At 32.8% G+C, this 14157-nt stretch carries 11 protein-coding genes; 1 reads left to right on the top strand and 10 read right to left on the bottom strand.

The genetic code is table 11. From position 1 onward, the window contains the following. Positions 1 to 31 precede the first annotated feature (31 nt). The 7 genes from P8V03_RS10415 to P8V03_RS10385 form a co-directional block, all read right to left on the bottom strand. Positions 32 to 2242 (bottom strand): HelD family protein, encoded by a 2211-nt coding sequence (locus P8V03_RS10415; RefSeq protein WP_318798106.1) that lies wholly within the window; start codon positions 2240 to 2242, stop codon positions 32 to 34. Positions 2243 to 2436: 194 nt separating this feature from the next. After that, complete coding sequence (gene clpB, locus P8V03_RS10410; RefSeq protein ID WP_261670324.1) at positions 2437 to 5037, bottom strand: ATP-dependent chaperone ClpB; 2601 nt, start codon at positions 5035 to 5037, stop codon at positions 2437 to 2439. A 190-nt stretch (positions 5038 to 5227) separates the two neighbouring features. Continuing rightward, positions 5228 to 6019 (bottom strand): EFR1 family ferrodoxin, encoded by a 792-nt coding sequence (locus tag P8V03_RS10405; protein ID WP_318798105.1) that lies wholly within the window; start codon positions 6017 to 6019, stop codon positions 5228 to 5230. Between the two features lie 161 nt (positions 6020 to 6180). Continuing rightward, on the bottom strand, positions 6181 to 7395 hold the full coding sequence (locus tag P8V03_RS10400) for an LL-diaminopimelate aminotransferase (RefSeq protein WP_318798104.1): 1215 nt from the start codon (positions 7393 to 7395) through the stop codon (positions 6181 to 6183). A gap of 156 nt (positions 7396 to 7551) precedes the next feature. Continuing rightward, positions 7552 to 7749 (bottom strand): cold-shock protein, encoded by a 198-nt coding sequence (locus P8V03_RS10395; RefSeq protein ID WP_261670327.1) that lies wholly within the window; start codon positions 7747 to 7749, stop codon positions 7552 to 7554. 189 nt (positions 7750 to 7938) lie between these two features. Then, positions 7939 to 8484, bottom strand: coding sequence for a ParB N-terminal domain-containing protein (locus tag P8V03_RS10390; protein WP_261670328.1), 546 nt, complete (start codon positions 8482 to 8484; stop codon positions 7939 to 7941). A gap of 90 nt (positions 8485 to 8574) precedes the next feature. Continuing rightward, positions 8575 to 8727, bottom strand: coding sequence for a hypothetical protein (locus P8V03_RS10385; RefSeq protein WP_318798103.1), 153 nt, complete (start codon positions 8725 to 8727; stop codon positions 8575 to 8577). 347 nt (positions 8728 to 9074) lie between these two features. Between P8V03_RS10385 and P8V03_RS10380 the strand changes: the two genes are divergently transcribed. After that, positions 9075 to 10184: a DEAD/DEAH box helicase gene (locus tag P8V03_RS10380; RefSeq protein ID WP_318798102.1), complete on the top strand. Its 1110-nt coding sequence runs from the start codon at positions 9075 to 9077 to the stop codon at positions 10182 to 10184. 104 nt (positions 10185 to 10288) lie between these two features. On the opposite strand, the gene P8V03_RS10375 is transcribed toward P8V03_RS10380, so the two are convergent. From P8V03_RS10375 to deoB, 3 genes are all read right to left on the bottom strand, one after another. Continuing rightward, positions 10289 to 11398, bottom strand: a complete 1110-nt coding sequence (locus P8V03_RS10375; RefSeq protein WP_318798101.1) for a ribose-phosphate pyrophosphokinase — start codon at positions 11396 to 11398, stop codon at positions 10289 to 10291. Between the two features lie 249 nt (positions 11399 to 11647). Beyond that, positions 11648 to 12949, bottom strand: coding sequence for a pyrimidine-nucleoside phosphorylase (locus P8V03_RS10370; protein ID WP_261670333.1), 1302 nt, complete (start codon positions 12947 to 12949; stop codon positions 11648 to 11650). Between the two features lie 17 nt (positions 12950 to 12966). Continuing rightward, positions 12967 to 14148, bottom strand: a complete 1182-nt coding sequence (gene deoB, locus P8V03_RS10365; RefSeq protein ID WP_261670334.1) for a phosphopentomutase — start codon at positions 14146 to 14148, stop codon at positions 12967 to 12969. Positions 14149 to 14157 lie beyond the last annotated feature (9 nt).

Below are 14157 nucleotides of genomic sequence, written 5' to 3'. Positions count from 1 at the left end.
GTGTATTATTAAAATATCTATAAATTTCAATCTAAAGTATAAACTCACTTTTTTCTCCAGTATAATACAATGTTAGTTGGTGCAGTGCTCTAGTGCAAGCTATATAAAGAAGTCTTTTATCGAAGTCACTTTTATAATTGACTTTAGAAACATTATAGACAAGCACTACGTCAAATTCTAAACCCTTGGCTAAATAGGAAGGCACAACTAATAAGGAGTTTTTCTTTTCATAATTTCTATCATTTAAAACCTTTATATCTATGCTGTCCTTTAATCTAATTTGAATATCCCTGGCCTCTTCTTTAGTTTTACATATTATAGCTATTGACTTATATCCCCTTTGATAAAACTTACGTACATCTTCACAAAGAGATTTATCTAGTTGATTTAAATCCTCCATAAATTTAACTTCCGGTTCTGCCTCATGTCTCTCGAAAGATATAATATCCTGTTTTTTATTAAGTAATCTTTGATTAAAGGCATTAATTTCAAAGGAAGATCTATAACTTTTATTTAGAGTAACCTTAAAGGATTTTGCTTTGAGAAGTATACGCTCCACATAATCGTATATATTGTCATCTCCACTTCTTTCCAAGGTCTGGTTAAAGTCCCCTAACACAGTATATTTTGCGTTTCTAAATAATAGATTAAAAATGTGATAGTGAATAGGATAATAGTCCTGTGCCTCATCTATTACTACCTGTTTAATTTCACCAAAGTCTTCATTACCTGCCATTTTAAGCTTAATGTATAAAAGAGCAGCGGAATCCTCATAGGATATAAATCCTCTATTAAGGTTTTTATTAGTTTCAGTTATAATTTTTTCTATGTTATCAGGCAGCTTAATACCTTTAGATAACCTAAAAAACAAGTCCTTATCCTTAAAAATCAGCTTATATAATCTCATGTAATCTATCTCAGTAAAACTGTGAATGTACTCCATAAGTTTATTAGCTTCTTTAATAGCTATAAGCCTACTAAAGGACTTTATTTCAAGACTATGAGATTCCGTAGTTCTTTCCACAACCTTTTCAATGGCTTCAAGTCTTTTCTTTCTTAGAGGATGAATCTTATTGAGTATCATGTTTTCTAGTCTCTTTAGCCTTTTGGCTGCTGGCATATTAATCTTATTATTAAGAAATACATCTTTTAACTGTTGTGCTGTTTCAATTATTTTCCCGTTATAGTAAACGTCTTTAAAGGGAATTAATTTTCTCTCATAGTATTTAATCACCCTATCAATTATTTCTACAAATTCACTGGAACCCTTAAATTTTATACTTTCAAGTTTAATAACAAACTCTTCGCTTCCCTGCAGCTCCATGAGTCTTTCCATCTGATTTTGTCTTTTCTCACCTTGAACAAAATCATCAAAGGTTAGCTGTTCTACATTTTCTTCTCCTAACTCCGGCAGTACGTCAGATATATATTTACTAAATATTGAATTAGGAGAAATTATCATAACATTATTTGCACTTAACTTTGAGTTTAAGCCTTCATAAAGCAAAAAGGCTATTCTATGCAGTGCAATAGAGGTTTTTCCGCTTCCTGCTGCGCCTTGCACAATCAAAAGGTCACTTTCAGTATTTCTTATGATAATATCCTGCTCCTTTTGAATAGTTTCAACTATACTTTTCATTTTAGGAGAAGAGTTTCTGCCTAATATCTCCTGAAGTATTTCATCATTTATTTTTATACTGCTGTCGAAAAAATACTTAAGCTTAGAATCTTCAATTTTATACTGCCTTTTTAGCAAAACCTCTCCATTGACAATACCTACTGGAGACTTATAGAAAGCCTTTCCTAATTCATTTCTATAAAATATGCTGGATATAGGAGCTCGCCAGTCGTATACATAGATATCCTCCTTTTCCGAATCCATTAGGTTACATAGACCAATATAAATTTTCTCCCTATCCCCAAAGCCTTCTTCCGAAAAATCAAACCTTCCAAAGTAGGGAACTTTAATCAGCCTATTATATCTGTCAATTCTTTTTTCTGTTCCTATATAATCTCTTGTTTTTGTATCAGCTTCATTTAAATATGCTATCATCTCTGGTATTTTGTCAAAGTCCTCTGAACCGTGAGAAGTATTCTCCCACATCTCTCTTCTTGAAGATATAACATTACCTAGTTTTAAATTTAAAGCTTCCTCTTCCTTTTTAATTTCTTTTTTAATAATAGATAAAGTTTTTTCAAGATAATCTAATTCTTCTTTTTGGCTCTCATCAAAATTATTCATTTAATCACTCTCCTATAATTTTAAAATAAAATCTTGACATTACCATTAATGTTGTGATAAGATTATTGTGTAAAATAATTAATCATGATAAAATTGTTATAATTCTGCACAAAACTTAATTATACTCTTAGAATATAACTTTGTAAAGATAAAAGCCAATGCCTAATTAAATTAAGCATTGGCTTTTGAGTATGCTATTCAACTATAATTACAATATTATCATCCTTACCATCTACAACTATAGTAGAGCCATCGTAAACTTCACCGGCTATTATTTTTCTAGCTATATTAGTTTCCAGAGTATTTTCAATATATCTTCTTAGTGGTCTAGCTCCATAAACTGGATCATAACCTTCCTCCGCTAAAAGCTCCTTAGCCTCTTCGGTAACCTTCATAGTGATATTTCTGTCCTTAAGTCTCTTTCTTACATCTTGAAGGAATATATCTATTATTTTCTTAATACCTTCATTGTTTAGTGGTCTAAATAATATAATATCATCTAATCTATTTAAAAATTCAGGTTTAAATCTTCCCTTCATTTCCTTCATTACTGCATTCCTAATATTTTCATCAATAGAATTTTCACTTTTATTTTCAAGAAGATAACTGCTTCCTATATTAGAAGTCATTATTATTATTGTGTTCTTAAAATCAATAGTTTTTCCTTTATTGTCTGTAAGCCTTCCATCATCTAAGATTTGAAGAAATACATTAAAGACATCCTCGTGGGCTTTTTCTATTTCATCAAATAAGATTACTGAATAGGGTTTTCTTCTAACAGCTTCTGTTAGCTGTCCTCCTTCTTCATAGCCTACATATCCTGGAGGCGCTCCTATAAGTCTTGATACTGAATACTTTTCCATATACTCAGACATATCTATTCTAATAATATTTTCCTCACTATCAAAAAGATTTCTGGCTAAGGTCTTTGCAAGTTCTGTTTTACCTACTCCTGTTGGTCCTAGGAATATAAAGGAACCTATTGGTCTTCTTTCATCCTTCATACCAGCTCTCGCCCTTATAACTGCATTAGACACACTTCTTGTTGCCTCTTCTTGACCTATAACCCTCTTTTGTAAATCTTCTTCAAGGTTTAACAGTTTTTCCCGTTCTCCTTCTACTAATTTAGACATAGGAATTCCAGTCCATTTAGCTACTATTTCAGATATCTCATTTTCCGTTACCTCTTCTTTTAGTAGAGCACCTTCATAATTTTCCTTCATTTCCTCTTCTTTTTTCTTTATTTCAGCCTCAAGCTTAGGAATAAGACCATATCTCAATTCTGCTACTTTATTTAAGTCATATTCTCTTTCGTATTTTTCAATGTTTCCTCTTGCCTCATCTAATTGCGCCTTTAGATTTCTTATTTGGAGTATATGTCCCTTCTCTTTATCATATTTAGCTGTCATTTCATCATTTTTTTCCTTAAGTTCTGCAAGCTCTTTGTCTAACACTTCTAGCCTTGATTTTGATGCCTCATCATTTTCCTTTGATAAAGCCTCTTTTTCCGTTTCTAATTGAAAGAGTTTTCTTCTAACCATATCTAATTCTGTTGGAAGAGAATCTATTTCGCTTCTTATCATAGCACCAGCTTCATCAATTAAGTCAATAGCCTTATCTGGCAGAAATCTTCCTTGAATATATCTATGTGATAGCTTTGAAGCTGCCACAATAGCAGAATCATGAATTCTAATACCATGATGAATTTCAAATCTTTCCTTCAACCCTCTAAGTATAGAAATAGTATCTTCCACAGTAGGTTCATCTACAGTTACCTTCTGAAATCTTCTCTCTAAGGCCTTATCCTTTTCAATATACTGTCTATATTCATCAAAGGTAGTTGCACCTATACAATGAAGCTCTCCTCTGGCAAGTAGTGGCTTAATAAGATTACCAGCATCCATAGCTCCTTCTGTTTTACCAGCTCCTACTATGGTGTGAATTTCATCTATAAATAATATTATTCTTCCATTAGAGCCTTGCACTTCCTTAAGTACAGCCTTCAATCTTTCTTCGAATTCCCCTCTGTATTTAGCTCCAGCAATTAAAGCTCCCATATCTAAGGAGAATATTATCTTATCCTTTAACCCTTCAGGAACATCTCCTCTTACAATTCTTTCTGCTAGACCTTCTACTATAGCAGTTTTACCTACACCTGGCTCTCCGATTAATACTGGATTATTTTTAGTTCTTCTTGAAAGAATTCTAACAGTTCTTCTTATTTCTTCATCCCTTCCTATAACAGGATCTAACTTATGCTTTTTAGCTAATTCTACTAAGTTTGTTCCATACTTAGCTAATGCATCATAGGTTCCTTCAGGATCTTGAGTATCCACCCTTTGACTACCCCTTACTTGAGATAACACCTTCATAAACTCTGATTTTTTTATATCAAATTTAGCTAATAGGCTTCCTACCAACCCTTTATCATCTATATCCATAATAGCTAGCATAACATGTTCTACACTAATGTAGGAATCCTTAAACTTTTCAGCTATAGAATCTGCCTTAACTAAAACCTCTTCTATTCTTCTAGTTGCATAAACCGCTGAGTTTTGCGCTCCTTCTCCTAAAACTTTAGGCATCTTATCTAACTGAAGGTGTATATCTTCCTTTAAAGCCTTGATATTCACACCTATCTTCTCAAATATGTTAGGTACTAACCCATCCTCTTGGTTTACTAAAGCTGAAAACAGATGAATTACATCTACCTGTTGATGGTTATACTTAACCGCTGTTAGTTGGGCATCATTTAAACTTTGTTGTACTCTTATAGTCATTTTTTCTATGTTCATATTCAGCTTCTCCTCTCCTGCTATTATTTTTAATCTATAATTAAATAATAATACAAAGGTCAAAGAAAGTCAAAGTGCATTTTTATTTTGATTTTATGTCTATTATATTCAGAAACAGTAAACCAATGCTTAGTCTTATTAAGCATTGGTTCTCCATACAGTATATTAAATATACTTAATTACAATCCCATTAACTATTTACCTTCATTTCCTCTACAGTAATATTAGGATTTTTGTATCTCCCCTTACTCTCTGTACCTTTACCATATTGAATAGCTCCAACTGGACAAAGGTGAATACAGGCTAGGCATTGAGTACAGACTTTTCCCCATTTAGGTTTTCCCTCTACCTTTATAGTTTTGCAGTTACATACACTTTCGCAAATACCACAGCCTGTGCAATTATCCTTTGCATAAAACTTTTTAGTATTAGCAGCACCTTTAGCAAATAGAGGATTGATAACACCGGTTAAAAGACCTGGCATAGCTCCCTTAGTAATTTGAAAGACATTCTTCTTTCTTTCCTTTATAACTTTGTTTATGTTTTTTAAGCTTTCTTCTGCAGCTAAAAGCTTTTTCTTCTCTATTTCCTTTGAGTCAACATTACCCATGATAATGTAGTTGTTAGGCATTTCAATAGAAAAGCCACTATTTAAATTTAAATTCTTTTTCTCTAAGGCATCACCTAAAACCTTCATAGTGTTTCCTATATTTGCCCCACAGGTTGCTACAGAAAAAATATAGTTATCTTTATAATTATTAAATTTTAGTTTTTCAATAAGCTCAATAACCATCTTCGGTGGTGCCCAAGCGTACACTGGATATACAAAGCCTATAACTTCATTATCCTTTAGAGTATAGTTGAAGTCAGCATCTTTTTTGTTCATTTCTGCTGCTATAGATATTAGCCTATCATCGTTATCTTCCGCAATGCTTTTGGCTACTTGCAGTGAATTCCCCGTTCCAGAAAAATAAAATATCATATTATCCCCTCTTTTTTCTTATACTTTATAATTATTATATTTTATCATAAATAGGTGTAATTTTTTGCTATAATCTAAAAAGCTTCTTAACATTTTTTCATAGAAAATTTAAGGCCAATGCTCAAGTTTTATTAAGTATTGACCTTTGGAACTGTATTCTTTTAAAGTTTCTTGATTCTTTCCATGGCATCTAAGGTATTTTCATAAGTACCGAAGGCAGTAAGGCGGAAATATCCTTCTCCCTGTGGACCAAATCCAATTCCTGGTGTACCTACAATATTGGCATTTTCTAATAGGTAGTAGAAAAACTCCCAGGAGGTTATGTTTTTTGGTATTTTCCACCAAATATAAGGTGCGTTTACACCACCATAGGCAGAATAACCTGCTAACTTTAATCCTTTAAGAATTAACCTTGCATTATTCATATAATAATTCACTTGCTTTTTTATCTCTTCTCTTCCCTCTTTAGAGTAAACTGCCGCTCCAGCTCTTTGAATAATATATGGCGCACCATTGTATTTTGTTCCATGCCGTCTAGCCCAAAGTGCATTCAGTGAAACACTACCACATTTTAAAGCCTTCGGAACAACTGTATAGCCAAGCCTTACACCTGTAAAACCAGCACTTTTTGAAAAACTCTTCAGCTCAATAGCACAGTTTTTGGAACCTTCACATTCATAAATAGAATGAGGTATATTATCTTCAGAAATATACGCCTCATAGGCTGCATCATATATAATAACAGCCTCTATTCTATTAGCATAATCAACCCAAAGTTGCAGCTGTTCCTTTGTAAGCGTTGAGCCTGTTGGATTATTAGGCAAACAAAGATAAATAATGTCTGGTCTTTCTTTTGGAAGCTCTGGCACAAAATCATTATCTGGAGTACATGGCAAATAGATAACGTCGCTCCATCTTTTTGTAATTCTATTGTAGTTTCCCGTTCTTCCAGCCATTGCATTTGTATCTATATATACAGGATACACAGGGTCACAAACAGCAATTTTATTATCTACACTAAATATTTCCTGAATATTACCTGCATCAGAATTTATGCCGTCGCTTACGAATATCTCCTCTACTGAAATATCAATTCCTCGAGATTTGTAATCCCCCTTTACGATGGCATCACGTAAAAACTCATAACCAAATTCCGGTCCATATCCTTTGAAAGTTTCTATATGTGACATTTCATCAACGGCTTCATGTAATGTATTAATGATGTTTTGTGCTAAGGGCTGAGTAATATCACCAATTCCCAGGTGAATAACTTTCTTATCAGGATTTTTCTCCTTAAAGCTAGCTACTTGCTTTGCTATTGTTGAAAAAATATAGCCTTCTGGCAACTTCAAATAGTTATCGTTAATCTTGTACATAATAAAGCCTCCTTGCTGCACTATAACATCATTATATTCAATAAATCTCTGTTATGGCACTATCTTCTACAGGAGGCATAGCTGCATTATTATATTACTAAACAATTAAAAACCCCTTAAATAATCATATTATTTAAGGGGTAAAATATTCACTAATTAGATAACTGTAATATTTTCTGCTTGAGGTCCTTTTGGTCCTTCAACTACGTCGTAAGAAACTTCTTGACCTTCTACAAGTGTTTTAAATCCATCAGAATTTATTTGAGAAAAGTGTGCGAAAATGTCTTTTCCATCTTCTCCTGTAATAAATCCAAATCCTTTTTCTGAATTAAACCATTTAACTGTACCTTTCATGACTGTACCTCCGAAATTTTATTTTTCTTAAACTCTTTGTAATAATCCACAAATAAAATTTCGATATTATAATACTATTTTTTAATAAGTACTAACTGAAATATAATTGTGTTAAAATTAATTACGATTTGCTTAAGCGATTTTTATATTATATCACTCTTTATTATATAAATCAAGTGGTTTTTTCTACTAATCTACATAGGTAACAGGAACATTACTTATTCCTAACTCCTTCGCTGCTGCATATTGATCCTGACCTGATACCATAACCATAGTTTCTTTTCTTACTGTAATTGGCTTATTAAACTTGTTATTATTTTTCATATAGCTTATTGCCTTGTTTTTTGCACGTTTTACAGATAAGTCCTCGTTATCATTTACTATCCTTGAGATATCTATTATCTCATCTGTTCCCGTTGGTAATTCATAATTTAAATCTATCTCTCCATCCTTATCCTTTGGTAAATTAAATATTTTTATCGACGATGCCTCTACAGCTATAAAGGGAACGCCTTTGCTATTTACGCAAGCCTTCAATTTGCCTTTAATGACAAAGTAGTTTACATCCTTCATACCCGTTGATGCATTTTTCCAATAATCCTTTTTAACAATTACTCTGCAAACGGATTCCTTTTCATCATAGGTACCTATTTTAAATAGTAAATTAACATCTCCACTGTCCAATCTATTTGCCTTTACAGGTATTCCCTTAATTATAATTTCACCTTGATTCATAAGTTAAATCCTCCTTGTAATTTCATATAATTTATTAGCTTCACAACAAAATTTTTAAAAAGAAAACACCTAGAAAGTACAATCTACTTTCTAGGTGTTATTAACTAAAATTATATTTAATTCTATATTAATCCTTCCAAAAACTACACAGCTCACAGCAGCAATACTATGTTCACCTTTAATGTTTTTATACATATTAGAATCCATTCCAAATGTAGAACCTTTTTCATTACAAGCTAACATAATCTTCACCACCATTAATTTATTTTATAGTATTCATTAAGATGTTTTAGACTTTATCTTTACCATTAAAGATATTGTATCACTATACCTATAAACTTGCAATGCAAATTTATTCTATATTAAAATTCATAATCTACAATATGATGTTATTATTTTCAAATGCTTATGTAAATATTCATAAATTGATAGCTTTTACTAATCCTCTATATTAATATTTGCCTCTCTAATGTATAATAATACTGTTAATGGCTTATAAGAACCTCCATACTATAAAACTATTAGCATTAAATTACAGCCAAGTTACTTAGTTGAAGTAAATATAAATTAACGATGAAAGGTATGAAAAAATGAATTTTAACGAATTAGGAATAAGTGCAGATATTATAAACGTACTAAAGCACACAGGTATTACTACACCAACAGCAGTTCAACAGGACAGTATCATCCCTATTAAAGAAGGAAGAGATGTTATAGCAGAGGCACAAACTGGTACAGGGAAAACCCTTGCCTTTTTGATTCCTATTTTTGAAAATATATCACCTAAAGTAAACTCAGTTCAAGCATTGATTGTATCTCCAACAAGGGAGTTAGCTATTCAAATAACAGAACAAGCTATGAAACTTAAGGAGGCTAAAGATATAAATATATTAGCAGCCTATGGTGGTAAGGATATAGGTTCCCAGCTAAAAAAACTAAGTGGGAGCATTCACCTAATTATCGCCACTCCTGGTAGACTTTTAGATCATCTGGACAGAAAGACAGTAGATCTTACTAAATTAAAAACCTTAGTGCTAGATGAAGCAGATCAAATGCTATTAATGGGTTTTAAAAACGAAGTAGAAGCTATTATAAAAGAGACTAACAAAAAGCGTCAGACACTATGTTTCTCTGCCACTATGAATTCAGAGGTTAAAAAATTAGCTTATAGATATATGAAGGACCCTTTAACAGTTACTGTAGAAAAAGAAGAAGTTACTCTTAGCAGTATTCAGCAGCATGTTGTTGAAACTACAGACAGAAGAAAGCAAGATGCTTTATGCAAGGTTTTAGATGAGGATAATCCCTTTATGGCTATTATATTCTGCAGAACTAAAAGAAGAGTAGATGACCTTGAAATGGCTCTACATAGACGTGGATATAACTGTGAAAAATTGCATAGTGATATAATTCAGTCAAAACGTGAAAGAATCATGAAAGCCTTTAGAAACGCAGACATTCAATATTTAATAGCTACAGATGTGGCAGCTAGGGGTTTAGATATAAGCGGAGTGGGTCATATATACAATTATGATATTCCTGAAAGTGTAGAGTCATATATACATCGTATCGGCAGAACTGGAAGAGCTGGAGAAAGTGGCTACACTTGTCTTTTCATAGACCCAAAGGATAGATTGACCTTAGAGGAGATAGAGAAGTCTATAAAATTTAAAATTCCTAGAAGAGAGTTAGATTTATAAGATTTATTTTCTGTAAGTCCATTTTTCAATAATAGCTTCAAACAGAGAAAGGGCTTCTCTCTTATGTTTTCACACATTTTGAGATAGCCCCTATAAACAACATTTTACTTGTTACTTAATAATTCCTCGATAACCCTAGTGGCATCTAAATAGGAAGATATAGATTTATTATAGTTCAATTTATTTACAACCATTGCAATAAAGAAAGACATATCTACCTCTTTAAACCACTCCGCTTCCTTTACATGTGGAGGTATATAAGTCAGGTTTGTTGAATAAACCCTCTTTATTATTCCTTCTCTATAAAATCTCTCAAACTTTTCTATTCCTTCAGTAAAGAAAGCAAAGGTAGCTGCTACATAGACATTTTTTGCGTTACGTTTCTTAAGCTCTAAGGCAATGTCAAATACAGATTCCCCTGAGGCTATCATATCATCAACAATTAATACATCACAGCCTTCCACATCTCTTCCCATATACTCATGTTCTACAATAGGATTTTTACCATTTACAACTCTTGAGTGATCTCTTCTTTTATAAAATAAGCCTACGTCTACCCCTAATACACTGGAATAGTAAATTGCCCTATCCATAGCACCGGTATCTGGACTTATAACTATCATCTTGTTCTTGTCTATCTCTAAATCTTCCTCATCCTTTATGAAAGTCTTAACTATATCGTAAGTAGGATACAGATTTTCGAAAGAAGTTAGTGTAATAGCATTTTGAACATTAGGATCATGAGCATCAAAGGTTATTATCTCATGTACTCCTAGCCTTTCTAATTCCTGCAGAGCCATTGCACAATCAAGAGATTCTCTTCCTTTTCTTCTGTGCTGTCTTGATGCATATAGCAGGGGCATTATTACCGTAATTCTTTCTGCCTTTCCTCTAATTGCAGAAATCGTTCTCTTAATATCTTGAAAGTGTTCATCTGGTCCCATGTGATTCATAAAACCAAACATTTTATACTCTATACTATAATTTCCAACGTCACAAAGTATGTATACATCTTTTCCTCTTATAGACTCTTCTAATTTTATTTTTCCTTCACCATTAGAAAATCTTATGTTCTCACTTTTAATTAAATAGGACTTATCTTCATCTCTTTTTTCTCTAATATGGTAATTTATTTTTTCTCCAAGTTCTCTACAGCTTTCTAATGCTACTATACCTAATTCACCATTAAATAAAGGGTTTGTAATATTATCCATCTCAATCCTCTTTTCTTAAAGTACTGCTATTTTCCTGTTATATTATAAGTTATCTTAGCTATTTATGTCTATACATAATTATATGTTTATGCAAGAAATTATACTGGATGCCTGAATCTATATATTATTATATATTTATATAACAGGTTATCTTAGTTGCCTATATCTGTAGGCTATTATTAATTTAATTTCTTTAACCTATAAAAATAAGCAGTAGGTTTTTTAAAGTCCTACTGCTTATAAATATGCTTATTCTGTAATTATTTTGTGGATTAACACTGGATTTACTGATTCACTGCTTATAGAAATGTTTGCATAAATCTTATCCATTACGCTTGCTACATCTTCACGATTTGAGTAAATAGTTACAAGGCTTTCTCCCTTTTCTACCTTGTCGCCTACTTTTTTACGTAACATTAATCCTACAGCTAAATCAATTTCATCTTCTTTTGTAGCTCTTCCTGCACCTAAAATCATAGCTGCCACACCGATTTCGTCAGCTACAATGTTAGAAACATATCCACTTTCCTTAGCTGGAACTTCAATTATATATTTTGCTTGTGGTAACTTTTCTGGACTGTCTACAACAGATGCATCTCCACCTTGGTTCTTTAAGAATACTTTGAACTTCTCTAAAGCTTTACCATTTTTCATTACTTCAACAAGCATTTCTCTTGCTTCCTCTAATGTACTTGCCTTTTTAGCTAATACAACCATTTGGCTTCCAAGGGTTAAAACAAGTTCTGTTAAATCCTCTGGACCTTCTCCCTTTAAAGTATCAATAGCTTCTTTTACTTCAAGAGCGTTACCAATAGCAAATCCTAATGGCTGTGACATATCAGAAATTATTGCCATAGTGTTTCTTCCTACGTTGTTACCTATTTTAACCATTGCACGAGCTAAAGCTTCTGCATCTTCATTAGTTTTCATAAATGCTCCTGCACCAGTTTTAACGTCTAGTACTATAGCGTCCGCTCCTGCTGCAATTTTCTTACTCATTATTGAGCTTGCAATTAAAGGAATTGAATTAACAGTTCCAGTTACGTCACGAAGTGCATATAACTTCTTATCTGCTGGAGTTAAGTTACCACTTTGACCAATTACAGCAACCTTATCACGGTTAACTAATTCAATAAACTGATCCTTAGTGATTTCTACATGAAAACCTTCAATAGCTTCTAACTTATCAATAGTTCCTCCAGTATGACCTAAACCACGACCAGACATCTTAGCTACTGGTACATCTAGTGCAGCTACAAGTGGTGCTAAAACAAGAGTTGTTGTATCACCAACACCGCCTGTTGAGTGCTTATCTACCTTTATACCTTCGATTGCTGATAAATCAATAGTTTCTCCAGAGTTAACCATTGCCATTGTTAAATCTGCTCTTTCACGGTCATTCATATCTTGGAAGTATATAGCCATTGCTAAAGCACTTGCTTGATAATCAGGAATTGTTCCTTTAGTATAGCCTTCTATGAAAAATTTGATTTCTTCTGTTGTTAATTCTTTTCCATCACGTTTTCTTGCAATTATGTCTACCATTCTCATTTTTTCATACCACCTTTTTATATTAATTTTTGTAAAAAGCTTTCGCCATACTTTGGCATTTGTATATTAAAGTTGTCTGAGATTGTTGCTCCTATATCAGCAAAGGCTTTACGTACCCCTAATTCCTTTCCTTCCTTAAATCTCTTGGAATAAGCAAGTAATGGTACAAACTCCCTTGTATGATCTGTTCCCTTGTAAGCTGGATCATTTCCATGGTCTGCTGTAATTATAAGCAGATCATCTTCCTGTAATTTTTCAAAGACCTCTGGTAATCTTCCATCAAATTCCTCTAAAGCATCTCCGTAACCAATAGGATCACGACGATGTCCATAAGCCGCATCAAAATCTACTAAGTTAAGAAAACTGATGCCCTGGAAGTCTTCATCTAGTAAGGAAATAAATTTATCCATTCCATCCATGTTAGAAACAGTTTTAATTGATCTTGTTACACCTTCTCCATTAAATATATCTGAGATTTTTCCAAGAGCAATAGAATCTAAGTTAGCCTGCTGCAGATAATTCATTACTGTATCGCCAAAAGGCTTTAAAGCGTAGTCGTGACGATTAGAAGTTCTCTTGAAAGTATCTACAGATCTGCCCACAAATGGTCTAGCAATAATTCTTCCAAGTGTATAAGGCTCTTCTAGAGTTATTTTACGGCAATACTCACAGATTTTATACAGCTCCTCTAAAGGTATAATTTCTTCATTGGCAGCTATTTGAAGTACTGAATCTGCAGAGGTATATACTATTAGTTCTCCTGTTTCAAGTTGCCTTTCACCAAATTCCTTTATAATCTCTGTTCCACTAGCTGGTTTATTGCCGATAACTTTTCTTCCAGAGAAAGTTTCTATTTTTTCGATTAATTCCTGAGGAAAACCATCTGGGAAAACACGGAAAGGTGTATCAATGTATAGGCCCATCATTTCCCAATGGCCAGTCATTGTGTCTTTTCCACAGGAAAGTTCCTGCATCTTTCCAAAGTAAGCCTTTGGATGAATAGCTTTTTCTACACCTTTAATGTCATGAATATTAGATAAGCCTAACTCAGCCATATAAGGCATATTAAGTCCATTTTTAGCTTCAGCAATATGAGCTAATGTGTTGACACCTAAGTCATCAAATTCCTTTGAATCTGGTGACTCACCAATACCTACTGAATCCATAACAATGACATGTATCCTTTTAAAAGCTTTCATTATTAATTC

This window comes from Clostridium tanneri, assembly GCF_033659955.1.
Classification (GTDB): Bacteria; Bacillota; Clostridia; order Clostridiales; family Clostridiaceae; genus Clostridium_AM; species Clostridium_AM tanneri.
The sequence above is the reverse complement of the archived record's forward strand: the minus strand, read 5'-3'. Positions and strand labels throughout refer to the sequence as shown.

What these genes read in the sequence shown, in the direction of transcription:
- P8V03_RS10415 (WP_318798106.1), bottom strand. Translation starts at nt 2,242, where the DNA reads ATGAATAATTTTGATGAGAGCCAAAAAGAAGAATTAGATTATCTTGAA.
- clpB (WP_261670324.1), bottom strand. Translation starts at nt 5,037, where the DNA reads ATGAACATAGAAAAAATGACTATAAGAGTACAACAAAGTTTAAATGAT.
- P8V03_RS10405 (WP_318798105.1), bottom strand. Translation starts at nt 6,019, where the DNA reads ATGATATTTTATTTTTCTGGAACGGGGAATTCACTGCAAGTAGCCAAA.
- P8V03_RS10400 (WP_318798104.1), bottom strand. Translation starts at nt 7,395, where the DNA reads ATGTACAAGATTAACGATAACTATTTGAAGTTGCCAGAAGGCTATATT.
- P8V03_RS10395 (WP_261670327.1), bottom strand. Translation starts at nt 7,749, where the DNA reads ATGAAAGGTACAGTTAAATGGTTTAATTCAGAAAAAGGATTTGGATTT.
- P8V03_RS10390 (WP_261670328.1), bottom strand. Translation starts at nt 8,484, where the DNA reads ATGAATCAAGGTGAAATTATAATTAAGGGAATACCTGTAAAGGCAAAT.
- P8V03_RS10385 (WP_318798103.1), bottom strand. Translation starts at nt 8,727, where the DNA reads ATGTTAGCTTGTAATGAAAAAGGTTCTACATTTGGAATGGATTCTAAT.
- P8V03_RS10380 (WP_318798102.1), top strand. Translation starts at nt 9,075, where the DNA reads ATGAATTTTAACGAATTAGGAATAAGTGCAGATATTATAAACGTACTA.
- P8V03_RS10375 (WP_318798101.1), bottom strand. Translation starts at nt 11,398, where the DNA reads ATGGATAATATTACAAACCCTTTATTTAATGGTGAATTAGGTATAGTA.
- P8V03_RS10370 (WP_261670333.1), bottom strand. Translation starts at nt 12,949, where the DNA reads ATGAGAATGGTAGACATAATTGCAAGAAAACGTGATGGAAAAGAATTA.
- deoB (WP_261670334.1), bottom strand. Translation starts at nt 14,148, where the DNA reads ATGAAAGCTTTTAAAAGGATACATGTCATTGTTATGGATTCAGTAGGT.